This window comes from Bacillus sp. ZY-1-1 (assembly GCF_003047165.1).
GTDB lineage: Bacteria > Bacillota > Bacilli > Bacillales > Bacillaceae > Bacillus > Bacillus velezensis.
This window is the reverse complement of the sequence record NZ_CP027061.1, coordinates 3466182-3485478: the sequence shown is the minus strand read 5'-3', so window position 1 is coordinate 3485478 and position 19297 is coordinate 3466182. Positions and strand designations below refer to the sequence as shown.

Annotated in this window: 19 protein-coding genes; 17 read left to right on the top strand and 2 right to left on the bottom strand. The window is 48.6% G+C overall.

All coding sequences use genetic code 11. From position 1 onward, the window contains the following. The first annotated feature begins 1 nt into the window (after window position 1). The 6 genes from C5I45_RS17490 to C5I45_RS17465 all read left to right on the top strand — a co-directional run bounded on the left by C5I45_RS17490 (window position 2) and on the right by C5I45_RS17465 (window position 4452). Window positions 2-796, top strand: a complete 795-nt coding sequence (locus C5I45_RS17490; protein ID WP_057080610.1) for a putative hydro-lyase — start codon at window positions 2-4, stop codon at window positions 794-796. 29 nt (window positions 797-825) lie between these two features. After that, window positions 826-1557 (top strand): 5-oxoprolinase subunit PxpB, encoded by a 732-nt coding sequence (gene pxpB, locus C5I45_RS17485; protein WP_107994540.1) that lies wholly within the window; start codon window positions 826-828, stop codon window positions 1555-1557. 2 nt (window positions 1558-1559) lie between these two features. Beyond that, the gene (locus tag C5I45_RS17480) at window positions 1560-2567 is read left to right on the top strand and encodes a 5-oxoprolinase subunit C family protein (protein ID WP_107994599.1); all 1008 of its coding nucleotides are present in this window, start codon (window positions 1560-1562) and stop codon (window positions 2565-2567) included. Between the two features lie 17 nt (window positions 2568-2584). Further along, window positions 2585-3334 (top strand): IclR family transcriptional regulator, encoded by a 750-nt coding sequence (locus C5I45_RS17475; RefSeq protein ID WP_014304354.1) that lies wholly within the window; start codon window positions 2585-2587, stop codon window positions 3332-3334. Between the two features lie 64 nt (window positions 3335-3398). Further along, complete coding sequence (locus C5I45_RS17470) at window positions 3399-4040, top strand: spore germination lipase LipC (RefSeq protein WP_003156284.1); 642 nt, start codon at window positions 3399-3401, stop codon at window positions 4038-4040. A 196-nt stretch (window positions 4041-4236) separates the two neighbouring features. Then, window positions 4237-4452: a YczI family protein gene (locus C5I45_RS17465; RefSeq protein WP_369719110.1), complete on the top strand. Its 216-nt coding sequence runs from the start codon at window positions 4237-4239 to the stop codon at window positions 4450-4452. Here C5I45_RS17465 and C5I45_RS17460 read toward each other — a convergent pair. Next, the gene (locus C5I45_RS17460; RefSeq protein ID WP_003156282.1) at window positions 4423-4743 is read right to left on the bottom strand and encodes an antibiotic biosynthesis monooxygenase family protein; all 321 of its coding nucleotides are present in this window, start codon (window positions 4741-4743) and stop codon (window positions 4423-4425) included. The two genes, C5I45_RS17465 and C5I45_RS17460, sit on opposite strands and share 30 nt — an antisense overlap. Before the next feature lie 156 nt (window positions 4744-4899). On the opposite strand from C5I45_RS17460, the gene C5I45_RS17455 reads away from it, so the two are divergent. The 9 genes from C5I45_RS17455 to C5I45_RS17415 all read left to right on the top strand — a co-directional run bounded on the left by C5I45_RS17455 (window position 4900) and on the right by C5I45_RS17415 (window position 16021). After that, window positions 4900-6903 carry a penicillin-binding transpeptidase domain-containing protein gene (locus C5I45_RS17455; RefSeq protein WP_014304355.1) on the top strand — a complete coding sequence of 668 codons (2004 nt, stop codon included), beginning with the start codon at window positions 4900-4902 and terminating at the stop codon, window positions 6901-6903. 113 nt (window positions 6904-7016) lie between these two features. Further along, window positions 7017-7919, top strand: a complete 903-nt coding sequence (locus C5I45_RS17450) for an aldo/keto reductase (RefSeq protein WP_043866837.1) — start codon at window positions 7017-7019, stop codon at window positions 7917-7919. A gap of 299 nt (window positions 7920-8218) precedes the next feature. Further along, a complete protein-coding gene (locus C5I45_RS17445) occupies window positions 8219-10303 on the top strand; it encodes a BglG family transcription antiterminator (protein ID WP_003156277.1) in 2085 nt (694 codons plus the stop codon). Between the two features lie 221 nt (window positions 10304-10524). Continuing rightward, complete coding sequence (locus C5I45_RS17440) at window positions 10525-12039, top strand: class I adenylate-forming enzyme family protein (RefSeq protein WP_025853751.1); 1515 nt, start codon at window positions 10525-10527, stop codon at window positions 12037-12039. A gap of 158 nt (window positions 12040-12197) precedes the next feature. Next, entirely contained in the window at window positions 12198-13058 is an 861-nt protein-coding gene (locus C5I45_RS17435; RefSeq protein WP_017419250.1) for an SDR family oxidoreductase, read from the top strand. A 12-nt stretch (window positions 13059-13070) separates the two neighbouring features. Continuing rightward, a complete protein-coding gene (locus tag C5I45_RS17430; RefSeq protein WP_014304360.1) occupies window positions 13071-13574 on the top strand; it encodes a D-lyxose/D-mannose family sugar isomerase in 504 nt (167 codons plus the stop codon). Window positions 13575-13660: 86 nt separating this feature from the next. Further along, on the top strand, window positions 13661-14284 hold the full coding sequence (locus C5I45_RS17425) for a GNAT family N-acetyltransferase (RefSeq protein ID WP_025853750.1): 624 nt from the start codon (window positions 13661-13663) through the stop codon (window positions 14282-14284). A gap of 6 nt (window positions 14285-14290) precedes the next feature. After that, window positions 14291-14713: a pyridoxamine 5'-phosphate oxidase family protein gene (locus tag C5I45_RS17420; protein ID WP_025853749.1), complete on the top strand. Its 423-nt coding sequence runs from the start codon at window positions 14291-14293 to the stop codon at window positions 14711-14713. A 498-nt stretch (window positions 14714-15211) separates the two neighbouring features. Beyond that, complete coding sequence (locus C5I45_RS17415; RefSeq protein ID WP_014304362.1) at window positions 15212-16021, top strand: lipid II flippase Amj; 810 nt, start codon at window positions 15212-15214, stop codon at window positions 16019-16021. Window positions 16022-16058: 37 nt separating this feature from the next. Here C5I45_RS17415 and C5I45_RS17410 read toward each other — a convergent pair whose 3' ends face one another. Beyond that, window positions 16059-16349 (bottom strand): DUF3817 domain-containing protein, encoded by a 291-nt coding sequence (locus tag C5I45_RS17410; protein WP_003156265.1) that lies wholly within the window; start codon window positions 16347-16349, stop codon window positions 16059-16061. Between the two features lie 176 nt (window positions 16350-16525). Here C5I45_RS17410 and C5I45_RS17405 point away from each other — a divergent pair, with 176 nt between their 5' ends. Together C5I45_RS17405 and C5I45_RS17400 are read left to right on the top strand one after the other, a co-directional pair. After that, window positions 16526-16960: a transcriptional regulator LrpC gene (locus C5I45_RS17405; protein ID WP_003156263.1), complete on the top strand. Its 435-nt coding sequence runs from the start codon at window positions 16526-16528 to the stop codon at window positions 16958-16960. A gap of 63 nt (window positions 16961-17023) precedes the next feature. Further along, the gene (locus tag C5I45_RS17400; RefSeq protein WP_024084897.1) at window positions 17024-19210 is read left to right on the top strand and encodes a DNA topoisomerase III; all 2187 of its coding nucleotides are present in this window, start codon (window positions 17024-17026) and stop codon (window positions 19208-19210) included. Window positions 19211-19297: the final 87 nt, after the last annotated feature.

The window sequence follows — 19297 nt, the reverse complement described above, 5'->3', positions numbered from 1 at the left end:
TATGAAAAACCATATGAGTGATATGAGTCCCGAAGAAGTCAGACAGCTTATCAGGAAAGGGCAGATGACCGGGCCGACGGCGGGGTTGGCCGCTTCTTACGCACAAGCCAATCTCGTCGTTTTGCAAAAGGATCTTGCCTTTGATTTTCTCTTATTCTGTCAGCGCAATCAAAAGCCTTGTCCGGTGCTTGATGTGACGGATGCGGGTTCACCCGTTCCGACAATAGCGGCGCCGGGAGCTGATATCCGGACGGACTTTCCGAAATACAGGATTTATCGGCATGGCGTGCTTACTGAAGAGGTAACGGATATTACGCCGTATTGGAAGGATAATTATGTCGGGTTTTTGATCGGCTGCAGTTTTTCATTCGAGCAGGCCCTTATTAATCAGCACATCCCGATCAGGCACATCGATGAAGGCGTGAACGTTCCCATGTATAAAACAAATATTGACTGTGTTCCGGCGGGCCCGTTTTCAGGAAAAATGGTCGTCAGCATGAGACCGATTCCGGAAAGGCTGGCAGTCCGCGCGGCGCAGGTCACGTCACGTTTTCCCGCCGTGCACGGCGCCCCCGTCCGCATCGGAAATCCGCAAAGCATCGGCATCAGCGATTTGCATCAGCCGGATTTCGGAGATGCCGTAACGGTGCGGGAAGGTGAAGTTCCCGTATTCTGGGCTTGCGGCGTTACACCCCAGGCGGTGATCATGGAAGCAAAGCCTGATATCGTAATAACACATTCACCGGGGCACATGCTGATCACCGATATACAAAATGAATCGCTTACTGTCCTGTAAGTGAGAAAGAATACAACGAGGTGATGACAATGATGCAGTATAGCGGAAATACAGCGCTTGATATACAGCCGTACGGTGATTCCGCCGTTATCATCCGCTTTGGCGGGCACATCAGCGAAGAGGTTAACAGCCGGGTGCAGGCGGCGGCAGCCTGTATGGAAGAACGGCCGTTTCCGGGCTTCGTTGAATGTATTCCGGCATTCACAAGCTTAACGGTCTTTTATGACGTGTCTGCCGTCTCAAACATAAAAAAAGGCGTTTCTCCTTTTGCCCTGGTCAAGAAAGAAGTGACAGAACGTCTCAGCCATATAATGACCGGCCGCAAAAAAGAGCGCCGGGTGATGGAAATCCCCGTTTGCTACGGCGGAGATTTCGGTCCCGATTTAGAAGAGGTCGCTGAAATGAACGATCTGACCCCGGAAGACGTCATCCGCATTCATACTGAAGGCGAATATCTCGTTTATATGCTCGGATTTGCGCCGGGATTTCCGTTTTTAGGTGGAATGTCTGAGCGGATCAGAGCGCCGAGAAAGGCGTCGCCAAGGCCGTCCATCCCGGCCGGTTCAGTAGGAATCGCGGGAATGCAGACCGGTGTGTATCCGATATCCACTCCCGGCGGCTGGCAGCTGATCGGCAGCACCCCGCTCCGGCTTTTCAGGCCGGAAGAACATCCGCCGAGTCTATTGAGAGCGGGCGATACGGTGAAATTCGTCCGGATCACAGCAGAGGAGTACAGACGCATCAAGGAGGGAGCCGAATGAGTATGAAAGTGGTAAAACCCGGTCTCTTGACGACGGTTCAGGACACGGGGCGGACGGGATATCAGAAATACGGTGTGCTGGGAAGCGGCGCAATGGATACGATCTCTCTGCGCATCGCCAATCTTCTTGCCGGAAATCAAGAAAAAGAGGCGGGGCTTGAAGTTACGCTTATGGGGCCAGGGCCTTCCTTTGAGTTCTCAGAACCCGCGGTTATTGCCGTTACGGGGGCGGATTTCGCCTTTCATATTAATGGGGAGCGCGCCCCTCTGTGGAAACCGGTTTTGATAAAGGAAAACAGCGTCGTTTCATTCGGGCCGTGCAAGATGGGGAGCCGCGCTTATCTCGCCGTCGCGGGGGGATTTGACGTGCCCGCCGTCATGGAAAGCAAAAGCACGTATGTCAGAGCGGGGATCGGCGGCTTTTGCGGAAGAGCGCTGCAAAAAGATGATGAGCTGCCGCTCGGCCGTATGACGCCATGTTCGGAATCAATCGCGTACCGTCTGAGCGATTCTTTCGGACAGCATGGTTTCTCAGCGCCTGATTGGTCTGTCAGCAGCAGAGGGTTTCTGCCGCTGAAAAAAAATCCGGTCATACGAGTGCTTGAAGGCGCTCAATTTCATGCTTTTACAGAAGAAGCAAAATTACGTTTTTATCAAGAGTCATATACGGTCACGCCTCAATCCGACCGAATGGGCTACCGGCTGAAGGGCGCTCCGCTTGAATTGCGGGAGCCGCTGGAAATGGTATCTGAGGCTGTGACGTTCGGAACGGTGCAGGTGCCGCCGGACGGCAATCCGATTATTCTGCTGGCTGACAGACAGACGACGGGGGGCTATCCGCGAATGGCGCATATCATATCCGCCGATCTTCCTCTCGTCGCCCAAACGATGCCGGGGGAACATATTACGTTCCGGGCCGTTTCGCTGGAGGAAGCGGAAATGCTGCTTTTGGAGAAGGAACAGCAGCTGAAGGAGCTGAAAGCAAGGCTCAAAATGGAATGGCTGATCTGACAAAGGGGCTAAAGACCATGGAAAACAAAAACAAAACCGTCATCAAATCAATGGAACTGCTTCATTTGTTTCTCACTGAACCGAGCCTGAGCTTAAATGAGCTGGTTTCTCTATCGGAAATGCCGAAGACTTCGGTTCACCGGATGGCAAGCTCACTGGAGGAAACAGGGTTTCTCACCCGGGCGGCGGACGGCCGTTATCAGCTTGGTCTGATCTTTTTACAATTCGGCCAGCTCGTCTCTGAACGTCTGGATATCAGGAAAATAGCCAAACCGATTATGGAAGAGCTGTGCAGCGAAGTGGATGAGGCCGTTCAGCTGATCATGAGGGACGGGGATGAAGCCATTTACGTCGAAAAAATTGAAGGCACCCAAACCGTCCGCCTGTATACGGCAATCGGCCGCCGGTCGCCGCTGTACGCGGGAGCGTGCGCCAGAAGCATTTTATCGTTTCTGCCGGAAGAGGAGATTGACACATACATTCAGAAGACAAAGCTTACCGCAATCGCCTCAGGCACGATGACGGATCGGGCTGAACTGCTTCACTCCATTGAAAGATCCTTGCAATCAGGTTATACGATCAGCTATTCGGAATTAGAAGATTATACGGCGGCGATCGGGGCGCCGATTTTCAATCACGAAGGTAAGGTGGCTGCCGGAATCAGCATCGCCGGCTTCGAAGCCCGGTTTTCAGAGGACAGGCTGCCGTATTTAACCGAAAAGGTCAAAAACGCCGCACAGCATATTTCTGAGAAATTAGGTTATTGACCGAGCCAATTTTTCTTCACTCGCGTACATTACAATATCGATAGTAACGAGTGGAGGAAAGTAAATGGGACTTGTTTATACGGCGCTGGGGGATTCTTTGACGACGGGGAGGGGATCCGGGCCGTTTTCCGCCGGTTTTGTCCAGCGATTCGGGCGCATGATGGCAGAAGATTTACAGACAAGAACCGACGTATCCATCTTTGCCAAATCAGGCCTTGAGACGGGAGAAATTCTCGGGCTTATGTCCTTCCCGTATATTCAGAGGCGGATTCAGGCTGCTGATATGATTACGATTACAGGCTGCGGCAACGATTTGATCGATTCGGTTCAGGCATATCAGCAAACATCGGACGCTTCGGTATTCACCAGCGTGTCCAGTCACTGCCATGAGAACTTTGAAAAGATGATAGCCAAGATTGCTGCCTTAAAAGGGCCGCACCCGTCTCCTTATGAGATACGCGTCTTCAATTTATACAATCCTTTCCCGGGCATCTCCATTGCAGAAAAATGGATATCCTCTTATAATGCGCACCTCAGCACACTCGCATCGGCGCCGCACGTCAAAATTGCCGACGTCCACAGCGCTTTCAAAGGAAAAATGAATGAATATCTTTCTTATGACCGCGTACACCCCAACAGCAAGGGGTATGAAGTCATGGCATGCGTCCTGCGGGGGCTCGGATACGGAAGCCTCGCCCGCTCATAAACCGCGCGCTCCTTTTCATGGGGAGCGCGCTTTTCGTGCTCCTTAAAACAAACTTAAAATTGTCCGACTTTCGTTCTATCCGCGCAAAAAGTACGCTAGAATAATGGGGGATAAAGACAGAAATAGAATTGTGTTCAAAAAATGATAACAGAAAGGATGGATTGCTTTGCTGCGCGCCTTAAAACTGTCACTCGCGATGCTGATTATTATACTTGCGGCCGCCGCATTTACGTATGCGGAACATACCTCCGTCATACAGCCGGTTATGCTCGTGTTTCTCGGTGCGGTCATGTTCATTCAGGGGCTGGAGGAAAAACGGAAAGAAAACGACGGCTCCGGGAAATTCAATATCTATACCGCCGTTTTTGTATGGTCGATCTCCTTAATCGGTTTTACGCTTCACGCGATCTGAGTCTGATAGATCCTGAAAATGCTCCACAACGGGAAATGGTGAATAAAAACGGTGCAGTAAGGCTTTCCACTCCTGATATTCCGGCGATCCGCGAAAGCCTTTTGTATGATCTTCTAATGTCTCCCATTCCACAAGCAGCAAATATTTATGCGTCTTTTCCATACATTTGGACAAGGAATGGGACAGATAACCTTTCATGCCCGCGATAATCGGCTCCGCCCGGCGGAATGCCTCTTCGAATTCCCCCTCAAGACCTTCTTTTACATACAGCATGGCTGCTTCTCTGATCATCTGAAATTCCTCCTTTTTTTAATAGATACATTGTATAAAAATATGGGCCGTGACGGCCGGAAAAACAAAAAAATTTTAAACGCTATGAGAAAAAAATCCTTGCCAGCCTGATTTGGTTTAGGAGAAAATAACAGTTGGAAGGCAGGGGAATAGACAGTGAAAAAAGGGTTATACCTATTACTTTTACTCGCAGGAATCATAGGTTTGATCGGCTGCTCGAAAACGGAATCGGCCGAAGACAGAATGAAAGATTTCGTAAAAGACTGGAACGGCGGTCATTACGATAAGATGTACCAAAGCCTCACCCAGGATGAAAAGAAAAAACGATCCAAAAAGGATTTTGTAAAACGATATGAAACCATTTATGAACAAGCAGGGGTCAAAAATCTGAAAGTCACTGCCGAAAAACAGGACGAAGACGATAAGAAAAAAGATGACCTCCAGCACATCGATTATAAAGTCAGCATGGATACAAAAGCAGGGAAGGTCGCTTTTGAAAACACGGCCGTCCTGAAAAAAGAGAAAACAGACGATGGAGAATCATGGAACATTGACTGGAATCCTTCTTTTATTTTCAAACAGCTTTCCGATGACAAAACCGTGCAGATCGCAAATGAGGAACCGAAGCGCGGACAAATTTACGACAAAGACGGAAAAGGTCTCGCCGTGAATACCGAGGTGCCGGAAATCGGCATTATCCCTGGGAAACTCGGCAAGGATAAAGACAGCGTGATCAAAAAACTGTCTGAAAAACTGGACCTTTCTGAAGACGATATCAAAAGCAAACTGAACCAGGGCTGGGTAAAAGACGACTCCTATGTCCCGATTCAAAAAATCAGACCGGATGATGAAAGCAAGGTCAAAAGCCTGCTTGCATTAGACGGCGTGACGAAAACGAAAGTCAGCTCCCGCTACTATCCGTACGGCGAAAAAGCGGCCCATCTGACCGGCTATATTAAAACCATCACAGCGGAGCAGCTGAAAAAAGCGAAAGACGGCCAATACAGCGATACTTCCAAAATCGGCATCGCCGGCCTTGAGAATGTATATGAAGACAAGCTGCGCGGCAAGACCGGCTGGAAAATTTACGTCCCGCAAACAGGTGAGGTCATTGCTGAAAAGAAAGCCGAAAGCGGGCAGGATATTCATGTAACGATTGACATGAAAACGCAGACGAAGCTGTATGATTCTATGAAAGATGACAGCGGAGCGGCAGTCGCCCTCGAACCGCAAACGGGAGAGACACTCGCGCTCGTCAGCGCACCGTCTTATGACCCGAACGGCTTTCTTTTCGGCTGGAGCGGAAAAGAGTGGAAAAAGCTGAATGAAGATAAAAACAATCCGTTTTCAGCGAAATTCAACAAACTTTATGCGCCGGGATCAACGATTAAACCGATTGCCGCGGCAGTCGGCCTGACAAACGGCACATTGAAAGCATCGGAAAAGAAAAAAATCACCGGAAAAGAGTGGCAGAAAGATTCGAGCTGGGGCGGTTACCATGTCACACGCGTATCAGAGCGCCTGAATGAAGTGGATCTCGAAAACGCGCTGATCACATCGGACAACATCTACTTTGCGCAAAATGCCATAGATGCCGGAGCGGACGCGTTTACAAAAGGATTAAAAACATTTGGCTTTGATGAAGAGATTCCGTACCAATTTCCGATTGAAAAGTCCTCAATCGCTAACGGCAAGCTTGATTCCGAGATCCTTCTCGGAGATACGGGCTACGGCCAGGGGCAGATGCTGATGTCTCCGCTGCACTTAGCGGCTGACTATACCGCATTTGTAACAGACGGAAATCTCGTCAAACCGACATTGATCAAAGACGGAGAAAAAACACCGCAAATCTGGCATAAGCAAGTGGTGTCGAAAGCCAATGCCGAAGAAATCACGAAAGGGCTGAGAGGCGTCGTTGAAGATCCGCGCGGCTCTGCATATCAGCCGGCCGTAAGCGGCATTACCGTAGCCGGAAAAACCGGTACAGCCGAGCTGAAAACGTCTAAAGAAGATAAAGACGGCAAAGAAAACGGCTGGTTTGTCGGTTACGATTATAAAAAGAAAGACCTCTTGATTGCGATGATGATTCAAGACGTCAAAAAACGCGGCGGAAGCCATTACGTCGTTGAAAAAGCGAAAAAGCAGTTTCAGAATCATTAAATGACGATTTTTGCGGGCTGAAAGGAAAATCGGCCGCCGAAGCAGAATGAAACAGCATGGGCAATTCCTGAAAACAGAGATACAAGAGGCTCTAAGAAAAAGGGGGATTTCACATGCAGCGCATTCAATTGGCTGAAGACCTGGAATTTTCAAGAGTGATACACGGGCTTTGGCGTCTGAACGAATGGAATGTTTCAGACGGAGAGCTGCTGAATCTGATTGAATGGTGTATCAGCCAAGGCATCACCACCTTCGATCATGCCGATATATACGGCGGTTATACGTGTGAAAAGCTGTTCGGCGGCGCTTTGTCCCTTTCGCCTTCAATAAGGGAGCGAATCGAAATCGTCACAAAATGCGGGATTGTCATTGAATCACCGGAGCGGCCAGGAAACAAGTCGCATCATTATAATACGTCGAAGTCTCACATCTTAGCGTCGGCGGAGCAGTCGCTTTTGAATCTGAATACGGATTATCTGGATGTGCTGCTCATTCACAGACCGGACCCGCTTATGGATCCGGAGGCTGTGGCTGAAGCGTTTCACGCGCTGAAAAGCTCGGGCAAGGTCAGATATTTCGGGGTATCGAACTTTAAAGCGCACCAGTACAGAATGCTCGAATCTTATTTGGATGATCCGCTCATCACAAACCAAATTGAAATCTCGGCGTACAAGCTGGAAAATATTCATGACGGCACGCTGGATTTCTGTCTGGAAAAACGCATTCCGCCGATGGCGTGGTCACCGCTTGCGGGCGGGAGCGTCTTTACAGGACAATCAGATAAGGCCCTCCGAATCCGTGCCGCGCTTCGTTCCGTACAGGAAGAAATCGGCGCCGCTTCCATTGACGAAGTCATGTACGCATGGCTGTTCACCCACCCGGCAGACATCATGCCGATTGTCGGCAGCGGAAAAGAGAACCGCATTTCCGCCGCGGTGCGTGCATCCGCGTACAAACTCAGCCATGATCAGTGGTTCAGGATTTATACCGGTGTCCAAGGCTGCGATATTCCATAAACAGAACAAACGCCCGGAAGGTATCTTCCGGGCGTTTGTTTATGTGGTGTGCAATGTCTAAAAACAAGTAAGGTCACTTTGAAGTATAGCCGTGCGGATCAAGAGTAACAAGCGTCATGGCATATTATCTGACACATTTTTCTTTTTCAATACTGTCACACGGCCCAGTGCCAAATTGCCATTTGAAAATGGTTGAATAATCATTGAAAGCGTTTTATATTATAATTTACATCACTTTCCCCGGCAGCACTCCCCATATGCCATACTTCTCACAACTAGAAAATCTGGAGGCGCGTTTCATGTATATGACAGCGAGAGAACAAAAATTAATGAAACATCTATTATTGCAGAACCGTTACGAGACAGTGCATGAACTGGCAGAAGCTTTACAAGTCAGCACAAGAACCGTTCACCGCGAGTTAAAAACAATCAAACCGATGATGGAATCATTCGGTCTGGCACTTGATAAACAGCCCGGCAAAGGACTGAAAGCGGTAGGAAACCCGGAGGACAAACAAAAACTCCTGTCAGACCTGTCCTATGAACAGCATGAATACAGCGCTGAGGAGCGGAAACTTTTAATTCTATGTTCACTATTAGAGTCGCAAGAGCCGATCAAGCTCTACAGTCTGGCGAACGAACTGCAAGTGACAAACGCGACAATCAGTTATGATCTGGATGAGCTGGAGACCTGGATCGCGCCCTTCGGCTTGACGCTGATCCGAAAAAGGGGCTTCGGCATTCAGCTGACGGGTCCGGAAAATGCGAAACGGAAAATCGTCGGCAATCTCATCGTCAACCGGCTTGATATTCAGAGCTTTTTGGAAGCGGTTGAATTCAATATTAAAGGAAAACCTGACGATGCTGAAAAAATGTTCGGCGTCGTAAATAAAGCGGAACTTTTGAAAATGGACCGGCTCTTGATTCAGCTCAAGGAAAAAATCGCGATCGCCTTATCTGACAGCTCATACATGGCGCTTGCGGTTCATTTAACCTTTGCGATGGACCGAATCAGACTCGGAGAAACCATCACGATGGAGGCTTCGGAACTAAAAGCGCTGCAGCAGACGAAGGAGTACGGCTCTGCGATGGAAATGGCAAAAGAGCTTGAAAAAGCGTTCGGCGTTTCAATTCCGGAAGCTGAGATCGGTTATATCACCATTCATTTGCGGAGCGCCAACCGCCAATACAAAACGGAATTCAAACCGGAAAACATTGAAGTTGAAACGGCCTTGCAAACGAAGCAGCTGATCGGCTTCATTTCTGAAAAAATCAAAATTGATCTGACGGAAAACGGTTCTTTATACGACGGTTTAATCGCCCATCTGGAGCCTGCGATCAACCGGGTGAAAGAAAATATCGACATGTACAACCCGATGACCGAGCAAATTAAACGCGACTACTTTCTGCTGTACATGGCCGTAGAAGAAGGAATGGAAAAATTCTTTCCGGGGCTTCTTTTCTCTGATGATGAGATCGCTTTCATCGTTCTTCACTTCGGCTCCGCTCTGGAAATCAAACGGGAAGAAGCGAAGATCAAAGCGCTGATCGTCTGTTCCAGCGGCATCGGGTCGTCCAAAATGCTCGCATCCAGACTGAAAAAGGAGCTTCCGGAAATCCGTTCCTTTGATATGTCTTCCCTCATCGAACTGAAGGACCGAGACATCACCGCGTATGACATGATCGTATCCACCGTTCCGATCCCGTATGGAAACATTGATTACGTCATGGTCAGTCCGCTTTTAAACGAAGAAGACGCTGATCAGGTGAAGCAGTACATCAAAAGAAAAATTCCGCTGATTCTTGACAAAAAAAGAAACGGTAAAAGAGAAGAGAAGCAGCCGGAGACGCCTGATATGCTGGAAGCGGCCGGCCGTATGGCACATTATGCGGCGGTTATCCAAAGCGTGCTGCGGAACTTTTCGATCAAATCCATTGAGTCAAACACGGCGTACGAACTGTTTTTGAATCGTTTGTTTGCCATGCTTGAGCAAGAAGGATTTGTCCGTAATGCCAAACAAACCGCACAGCGCCTTGCAGAGCGTGAACGACAGGGCGGACTCGGCATTCCGGGAACGGCGATGGCGCTGTACCATCTCAAAAATGAAGAAATTGTCACGCCTTTTTTCAAAATTTATGATTTGACGGCTCCATGCAGTGTCAAAGGCATGGACGGAAATTCCCTGACCGTCGGCCGCGCTTTGGTGATGATGGCGCCGGCTGATATGCCCGCTGAAGGGTCGGAAATACTAAGTGCGGTCAGCTCGGCCATCATCGAGTCCGAAGACAGTATAAAAGCCTTCCAGACGGAGGATGAAGCCGATTTATACAAACGTTTAAACAAGCTGTTTTATCATTTCATTCAGGAGAAAGGACAGCGGTAAACAGAAAGCGCACACCTCATATGGGGTGTGTTTTTTTCTGCATGTATGAGGGTAAGGGGAAGGGAAGAAACTAAAAACATGGGACTATTGTATCATTCACGAATGGAATAGTTCTAAAACAAAATTGTTTTACAAGTTATATTTTTTGGTTTAAAATGGGTTGCGTGAGGAAGAAAATCTGACAGAGTTTTTTGTGATTTATGATTATGGGAGATGAAAATATGGAGACATTACAGCATATGATTCTGCATGACATTTCAAATAGCGAAGAGATCGAAGCTGTAAAAAGCGGTGCGCATACCCTGACCTACGCGGAATATCGAAAACGAATCAATCAGCTTGCACAAGCGCTTCTTGATAAAGGAATAAAAAAAGGCGACAGAGTGGCGATGCTTTGCAAAAACGGCCACGCGTCATCCATTGTCATGTTTGCGGCACTCGAAATCGGCGCGGTTGTTGTGCCGGTCAGCTGGCAATTAACACCTTACGAAATGAAAGGCATTTTAGCAGCCTGTGAACCGAAAGCTGTCTTTTTCGGCACTGAATTTAAAGAGATTATGGAAGAAGTGCTTCCTGCGCTGGTATCTTCTCTTAAACTGAAGGTCGAGACAGGAGCAGCTGCGGAGACAACGCCTGAGTTTGACGCTTTATTGACAGGCTCCGGTGATACACCGGATGTCGAAACGGTGTCTGAAAACGATACGGCATTGCTGATGTTTACCTCAGGTACAACCGGCAATCCGAAACGCTGCATGATCACTCACGGCGGCATATACAACTACGTAAACGCGACATTGGCTTACACGGGGAGAATGCAGCATGTCCGCTTCTTAGCATGCCATCCGAATTACCATACGAGCGCGATTATCTGCCAGATGGTCGGCACGATGAGCGGAACGACATTCATTATGACAGACAATCAGGACCCTGTGGAAAACTTGAAGCTCATCGAAAAAGAAAAAATTCAAACCATCATGGCGCTGCCAGTCTATTTCACATACCTGCTGAAAGCATGGGAAACGCACCAGACTGACATGTCTTCTATCGTTTATATGATGACGGGAGGCACAAAGGTGCCAAGCAGCCTGATCCAGCAGTATCTCGACATCGGCATCCCGCTCATGCACGGATACGGAAGCACGGAAGCGTGGGGCATCAGCTCTTGGAATCCGCAAATGGGAATGGATAAAGCCGCTTCCGCGGGTAAACCGATGGAAGAAGTGGACGTCCGCGTTGTAGATCCGGAAACAGGTGAAGTCCTTCCGCAAGGCTCAATCGGAGAAGTCGTTGTGACAAGTCCGTTTTTATTCAAAGGCTACGAAGGTAACGAAGAAGCGACACGAAAAGTGCTGAAAGACGGCTGGTTCCATACCGGCGATTCCGGCTATGTGGATGAAGACGGATTTATCTTTATCACCGGACGTTATAAAGATGTCATCATCTACGGCGGCGATAATATTTATCCTGACCAGATTGAAGAAGTCATTCAGCAAGTGCCGGGAATTCTCGAAACAGCGGTTGTCGGTATCCCTGATCCGCTCTACGGCGAAAAGCCGAAAGCGTTCATCGTGACAAACGGCAGAGAAGACCTGACAGAAGAAGAAGTGACCCGATTCCTTCAAGAACGTCTTGCTGCCTTTAAAATTCCGGACATTGAGTTCGTCAGCGAACTTCCGAAAAACAACCTTGGAAAAGTGAGAAAAGACGTGCTCCGCAAACAAGCGGTACGTTCATAATAGAGAACAAAAACCCGGCTGCCAGCCGGGTTTTTTTCTTGCGTTCCATGTGAAACATTTTTCTCCGAAAACGTTTTGAACTGTCTCAATCATGTTTATCCGGAAGACAGCAGAGGTAGACAAGAAATATGACAACGAACCAGAAGGAGGAACTTGACATGGAAAACTATCCGAAGGAATTCCCGGCGGAATCACAAAACCGCCAGCCGGGCATTGAAAACGAAATGAATCCGGCGCCTGTTTACGAATACAAAGAATATAAAGGCGCTGACAAATTAAAAGGGAAAACCGCGCTCATCACAGGGGGCGACAGCGGTATCGGACGCGCCGTTGCGGTTGCTTACGCGAAGGAAGGCGCAAATGTCGCGATCGTCTATTTTGATGAACACGATGATGCGGAAGATACAAAAAAACGAGTGGAAGAAGAAGGCGTAAAATGTCTGTTAATCCCCGGCGATGTCGGTGAGGAAGACTTTTGCAATGAAGCCGTTGAAAAAACGGTTGAAGAATTCGGGCGTCTTGATATTCTCGTGAATAACGCCGCGGAACAGCATCCGAAAGAAAGCATTAAAGACATCACAAGCGAGCAGCTTCACAGAACCTTTAAGACAAACTTTTACTCACAATTTTATTTGACTAAAAAAGCGATTGATTACATGAAGCCGGGCAGCGCGATCATCAATACGACATCCATTAATCCTTACACAGGCAACCCGCAGCTGATTGACTACACGGCTACGAAAGGCGCGATTAACGGTTTTACGAGATCCATGGCGCAAGCGCTCGTCAACGATGGTATCCGTGTCAACGCCGTGGCGCCGGGGCCGATCTGGACACCGCTTATTCCGGCGACATTCTCAGAAGAAACAGTCGCTTCCTTCGGTCAGGATACGCCGATGGGCCGGGCAGGCCAGCCTGTTGAGCATGTCGGCTGCTATGTGCTCTTGGCCTCAGACGAATCCTCTTATATGACCGGACAGACGCTGCATGTCAACGGCGGCAGATTTGTGACCACATAAGGAGGCTGACCGATGACGATATCGAAACATGACGTGAATGCATACTATCAAAAAGCGGGAATCGTTCTGACTGATGATGAAGTCGAAGACATTCAAATCATGGATTACGGCTTAGGCAAGCTTGAGGAAACCGGACTTCAGCTGTTTATTTACGTGAATACCGACCGCTACTGTTCGAAAGAATTGGTGCTCTTCCCGCGCCAGACGTGTCCGGAACACCGCCATCCGCCGGTCGGCGGCGAGAAGGGAAAACAAGAGACATTCCGCTGCCGCTGGGGGAAGGTGTATCTCTACGTGGAAGGCGAAAAGACAGAGAACCCAAGCGTCCTCCCGCCGGAAGAAGACAAGGAATACTACACCGTCTGGCATGAGATTGTGCTTGAGCCGGGCGGACAATACACCATTCCGCCGGATACGAAGCATTGGTTTCAAGCGGGAGAAGAAGGGGCGGTCGTTACGGAAATGTCATCGACAAGCACGGATGATCACGATGTTTTCACCGACCCGCGCATTTAAGGATGAGGCTGCACGCCTCATCTTTTTTGTATGGAAAAAAATAAATTTACCTGTATAATGGCTAATAAAGGAAAGAAGGTGCGGTCGTGTTTTCCTGTCAAATCCGGGAACATCTGACGATCAGATTGCTTGCCAAAGAAGATACGGACGAATTGTATTCTGTTATGAAGCGAAATCAAAACCATCTCAGCGAATGGCTCAGCTGGGCGGAAGAACTGGCTGACATCGATACGTACCGCGATGTGATCATCCCCGAATGGCGCTATAAATATGCGGAAGAGAATGGGTTTGACGCCGGAATTTTTGTGAAGGGCCGGTTTTGCGGCATGATCAGCATCCATAATGTCGATACAGTCAATCAAAAAGCAGAGATCGGCTACTGGCTGGATCGAGAGCATGAAGGATTCGGCATTATCACCGCAAGCTGCCGGGCGGTCACCACCCATGCATTTCAGGACCTCGGGCTGAACCGCATCATGATCAGCGCGGCTGAAAAAAACACGAAAAGCAGGGCGGTGGCGGAACGGCTCGGATTTCAGAAAGAAGGACTGACGAGAGAAGGCATTTTTGTACAGGGCGCCTATCATGACACGGTGAACTACAGCATGCTGAAGCGGGAATGGAGCGAAGATCGGCAGAAGAGCACATTTCTTGGTTTAAATGTCTCCCCAATGTGGAAAAGTAACAGCGGAGACGTTAAAAAGGAGTGATTCTTCATGAATCAAAATGAAATCAAAGAAAAAGTGCTTGAAGTACTGGATCATCATAAAGTCGGTTCGCTTGCGACGGTAGAGCAAGGCAAACCGCATTCACGCTACATGACATTTTTCCATGACGGCTTAACGATTTACACGCCGACGAGCAAAGACACTCATAAAGCGGAAGAAATTGAAAACAATCCGAATGTTCATATTCTGTTAGGGTATGACTGTGAAGGATTCGGTGACGCTTATGTGGAAGTGGCCGGAACCGCCAAACTGAACAACTCAGCAGATTTAAAAGAAAAGCTGTGGGATCCGAAACTGGAACGCTGGTTTGACGGAAAAGACGACCCGACCCTGGTGATTCTTGAAATTGAACCGAAGCAGATCAAGCTCATGAATGCGGGTGAAAAAACGCCGGCCGAGCTGGAACTTTAATAAATCATTTGATTATTCAGGGGCAATCTGTTATACTTAACTGCTAAGTGACAACATGCAAATAAAAAAGAAAGTAAACTTCTTTTTTCTGTTTTGATATAGAAGCTTCAGGCTTCAACGGACAGCTTGAAAAAAAGCTGAGCTTATTCTTTTCCTTCTGATATTCGCCCCTAACGAAGAGATGGAAAAAAGACTTTTTGTTTTACAATTCACACCGGCGCGGCTTCGGAGCCGCAGTGACGATTGAGAGGTAGGGCTTTCGTTGTCTTGTGTTCAAGAACTTCCATGGTGTTTACTTTCGAAGAATGATTCTGTCGGAACTGTTAATACGAATCACCCGCAGGCTAAGGCGGGCAACCATATATTATTTATTTGCGTAAGAAAAGAATAAGACAAAACCGCGCCGGACATCCGGGCGGTTTTTTTATGTAAACGGCCGAAACCTTGCCGCAGTCTGCAGAGTCTAATCAGTATGAAAAGATTTGGAGGAATCATACATTGCACGTTATTACTTCACAAGTACTGTTTATCTTCTGTTTTCTGCTGCTGATACATTCGATTGAAACGCTTGCCTATGCAACACGGCTTTCCGGCGCGAGAGTCGGATTTATCGCGTCCGCGCTGTCATTATTTAATGTCATGGTTATTGTGTCGCGCATGTCAAACATGGTTCAGCAGCCGTTTACCGGACATCTGATTGATGCCGCCGGATCAAACGCTCTGTCTGTTGTGGGCGCTCAGTTTCGATTTTTAATATTCGGCTCCACGGTCGGAACGATGCTCGGCATCTGTCTTTTGCCGACATTCGTCGCGTTATTCTCCAGGGCGATTATACACTTGGCGGACGGAGGAGGCTCCGTCATGCAGGTATTTAAAAAAGGATTTTCACTGAACGGGCTGAAGCATGCGCGTTCTTATATCAGACTGCCGTCAGTCTCCTATTTAAAGGGGCTTCAATTCCGAATGATTCCGAAACGCTTGTTTGTCATTAATATGGTCATTACGTCTATTTACACGATCGGTGTTCTGTCCGCTCTGTACGCCGGCCTTCTGGCGCCTGAGCACAGCACGACGGCCGTTATGGCATCAGGCTTAATCAACGGCGTTGCGACTATGCTGCTGGCCGTGTTTGTTGACCCGAAAGTCTCCGTACTGGCAGACGATGTGGCGAAGGGCAAGCGCAGCTACGTCTCCTTAAAATGGACCTCATTGACGATGGTCACATCAAGGGTCGCGGGCACGCTTCTCGCCCAGCTTGTATTCATCCCCGGCGCTTATTATATCGCCTGGGTGACGAAATGGATGTAACGCATGAAAAAAGCTCCTCTGCAGAAGAGGAGCTTTTTTATTGATAATTTCTCAGGCCGCGATCATAAATAAAATTACCGAACGGAATAAAGGCCGCGATAAAACCGGCGGCTGACCATTTCACATGCCATTTGACAGTAAACGCCGCATACGCCAGCACCGCCAGATAAATGATAAACAAACCGCCGTGAATGGAACCGGCAATGGTGACGGCGAGCGGATGATGAGCCCAATACTTCAGCGGCATCGCGATAAACAGCAGCACCAAAAGCGACATTCCTTCAATAAACCCCATCGTGCGAAGTCTGCCGATCGGCGTGTGTAACATACAGCTCCCTCCTGTCGGACATCTTTTTTCCTCTATACTATAAGCAAAGGGCAGTCCTAATATGACCATTTCGCGTCAGTTCCTGAAAAAACCTTCATGATTTCTGCCTGTTGTTCTTGTCATTTTTCGGATTTCTCTTGATAATATAGCCAAAAGGGTAAGGAAGGACTACAGTCATGAAACTAGATAATGTGGATCTGAGCATCATTAAAGAGCTGCAGCGGGACAGCCGCCTGTCCATGCGGGAGCTGGGCAGAAAAATCAAATTGTCAGCCCCGTCCGTCACAGAGCGTGTCAGACAGCTTGAATCCTTCGGCGTTATTAAGCGCTATACATTGGACATTGATCAAAAAAAGATCGGGCTCCCCGTCTCCTGCATTGTCGAAGCGACGGTGAAAAACGGAAAATATGATCAATTCAAAACCTACATTCAATCCATTCCCAACATTGAATTTTGTTTTCGGGTCGCCGGGGCGGCGTGTTATATGCTGAAGATTAACGCGGACAGTCTGGAAACGATCGAACACTTCATCAACCGCACCTCTCCGTATGCCCAAACCGTGACCCACGTCATTTTCTCAGAAATTGACACAAAAAACGTCCTCGATTAGAGAGAGCGTGAGGAAGTCTGTTATAATAACAGGATGAGTGTGAAAGAAAGAGAAGTGAAAAGCATGTCAAAAACAGTTGTATTAGCTGAAAAACCTTCAGTCGGCCGGGACTTGGCCCGCGTTCTGAAGTGTCATAAAAAAGGAAACGGATATCTTGAAGGCGACCGCTACATCGTCACATGGGCGCTCGGGCATCTGGTAACGCTCGCTGACCCTGAAGGATACGGCAAAGAATTTCAATCATGGCGGCTTGAGGATCTTCCGATTATTCCGGAGCCTTTAAAGCTCGTCGTCATTAAAAAAACAGGAAAACAGTTCAATGCGGTCAAAGCTCAGCTTGTCCGGAAAGACGTCAGCCAGATCGTAATCGCTACAGACGCAGGACGGGAAGGGGAACTTGTGGCCCGCTGGATTATCGAAAAGGCAAACGTCCGCAAACCGATTAAGCGGCTGTGGATTTCCTCTGTGACGGATAAGGCGATTAAAGAAGGATTTCAAAAGCTCCGCAGCGGCAAAGAGTACGAAAACCTGTATCATTCCGCTGTTGCCAGAGCGGAAGCGGATTGGATCGTCGGCATCAACGCGACCCGCGCCCTGACCACGAAATTTAACGCGCAGCTGTCATGCGGACGCGTCCAGACTCCGACACTGGCGATGATCGCCAAACGCGAAGCGGATATTCAGGCGTTCAAACCCGTTCCTTATTACGGTCTCCGCGCGGCGGCTGATCAGATGACGCTGACATGGCAGGATAAAAAAACAAAACAGACAAGAACGTTCGATCAGACGGTGACCGGCCGTTTGGCAAAAGACCTGCAAGGAAAGCCGGCAGTCATTTCAGAATTGAAAAAAACGGCGAAAAAAAGCTTCGCTCCCGGTCTTTACGACTTGACGGAATTGCAGCGGGACGCTCATAAGCGCTTCGGTTTCTCCGCAAAAGAGACGCTGTCCGTGCTTCAAAAGCTGTATGAACAGCATAAGCTTGTCACTTACCCGCGGACGGATTCCAGATTCCTTTCCGCAGACATCGTGCCGACTTTAAAAGACCGTTTAAACGGTATGGAAGTTAAGCCGTACGCCCAGTACGTCAATCAAATACTGAAGCGGGGCGTCAAAGCGCATAAAGGATTCGTCAATGATGAGAAAGTATCGGATCACCATGCCATCATTCCGACAGAGGAGCCGCTGATCCTTTCAAGCCTCAGCGACAAAGAACGAAAGCTTTACGATCTGATTGCCAAACGTTTTCTCGCCGTGTTAATGCCGGCGTTCGAATACGAAGAAACAAAGGTCACAGCCGATATCGGCGGCGAAACATTTACCGCAAAAGGGAAAACGGTTCAATCGCCTGGCTGGAAAGCCGTGTATGATATGTACGAGGATGACGACGATCATGAGGAAGACAAAGACCAGACGCTCCCGGATCTTCAGCAGGGGCAGCGCCTCACTGTCTCATCATTGAAAGAAACGAGCGGTCAGACGAAACCGCCGGCGCGCTTTAATGAAGGCACGCTGTTATCCGCGATGGAGAACCCAAGCGCCTTTATGCAGGGAGAAGAGAAGAACCTTGTGAAAACATTGGGTGAAACCGGCGGACTCGGAACAGTCGCCACCCGCGCTGATATCATTGAAAAACTGTTCAACAGTTTCTTGATCGAGAAAAAAGAAAAAGATATTTTCATTACGTCAAAAGGGAAGCAGCTCTTACAGCTCGTCCCGGAAGATTTAAAATCGCCGGCCTTAACCGCTGAGTGGGAGCAAAAGCTCTCCGCCATCGCAGCGGGCAAACTGAAATCCGCCGTGTTCATTAAAGACATGAAAACATATGCGGGCAAAACGGTGAAGGAGATCAAAAACAGCAGCCAGACTTTCAGACATGACAACATTTCAGGCACCGCCTGCCCTGATTGCGGCAAAATGATGCTTAAAGTCAACGGCAAACGCGGCACGATGCTCGTATGTCAGGATCGTGAGTGCGGCAGCCGGAAAACGCTGGCAAGAAAAACAAACGCCCGCTGTCCGAACTGTCATAAGAAAATGGAGCTTCGCGGCCAGGGCGAAGGCCAAACCTTCGCATGTGTATGCGGCCACCGGGAGAAACTGTCCGTCTTTGAAAAGCGGAAGGCGAAAGATAAATCCGGACGCGCATCCAAGCGGGACATTAACTCTTATATGAAAAGCCAAAACAAAGAGGAGCCGATGAACAACGCGCTGGCAGAACAGCTGAAAAAACTCGGCCTGGATAAATAGATCAGAGAAAGGCAGCATTTGTAAAGAAATGCTGCCTTTTGTTGTGTTTTTTACTGTAATGGGAATACGATCCATGTGAAGAGGGAA

Excerpts from the sequence above, each read along its gene's own strand:
- C5I45_RS17410 (WP_003156265.1), bottom strand. The coding sequence starts at position 16,349 with ATGTTACACACGCCGATCGGCAGACTTCGCACGATGGGGTTTATTGAA.
- C5I45_RS17475 (WP_014304354.1), top strand. The coding sequence starts at position 2,585 with ATGGAAAACAAAAACAAAACCGTCATCAAATCAATGGAACTGCTTCAT.
- C5I45_RS17435 (WP_017419250.1), top strand. The coding sequence starts at position 12,198 with ATGGAAAACTATCCGAAGGAATTCCCGGCGGAATCACAAAACCGCCAG.
- C5I45_RS17405 (WP_003156263.1), top strand. The coding sequence starts at position 16,526 with ATGAAACTAGATAATGTGGATCTGAGCATCATTAAAGAGCTGCAGCGG.
- C5I45_RS17450 (WP_043866837.1), top strand. The coding sequence starts at position 7,017 with ATGCAGCGCATTCAATTGGCTGAAGACCTGGAATTTTCAAGAGTGATA.
- C5I45_RS17420 (WP_025853749.1), top strand. The coding sequence starts at position 14,291 with ATGAATCAAAATGAAATCAAAGAAAAAGTGCTTGAAGTACTGGATCAT.
- C5I45_RS17430 (WP_014304360.1), top strand. The coding sequence starts at position 13,071 with ATGACGATATCGAAACATGACGTGAATGCATACTATCAAAAAGCGGGA.
- pxpB (WP_107994540.1), top strand. The coding sequence starts at position 826 with ATGATGCAGTATAGCGGAAATACAGCGCTTGATATACAGCCGTACGGT.
- C5I45_RS17440 (WP_025853751.1), top strand. The coding sequence starts at position 10,525 with ATGGAGACATTACAGCATATGATTCTGCATGACATTTCAAATAGCGAA.
- C5I45_RS17400 (WP_024084897.1), top strand. The coding sequence starts at position 17,024 with ATGTCAAAAACAGTTGTATTAGCTGAAAAACCTTCAGTCGGCCGGGAC.
- C5I45_RS17465 (WP_369719110.1), top strand. The coding sequence starts at position 4,237 with ATGCTGATTATTATACTTGCGGCCGCCGCATTTACGTATGCGGAACAT.
- C5I45_RS17490 (WP_057080610.1), top strand. The coding sequence starts at position 2 with ATGAAAAACCATATGAGTGATATGAGTCCCGAAGAAGTCAGACAGCTT.
- C5I45_RS17480 (WP_107994599.1), top strand. The coding sequence starts at position 1,560 with ATGAAAGTGGTAAAACCCGGTCTCTTGACGACGGTTCAGGACACGGGG.
- C5I45_RS17445 (WP_003156277.1), top strand. The coding sequence starts at position 8,219 with ATGTATATGACAGCGAGAGAACAAAAATTAATGAAACATCTATTATTG.
- C5I45_RS17470 (WP_003156284.1), top strand. The coding sequence starts at position 3,399 with ATGGGACTTGTTTATACGGCGCTGGGGGATTCTTTGACGACGGGGAGG.
- C5I45_RS17460 (WP_003156282.1), bottom strand. The coding sequence starts at position 4,743 with ATGATCAGAGAAGCAGCCATGCTGTATGTAAAAGAAGGTCTTGAGGGG.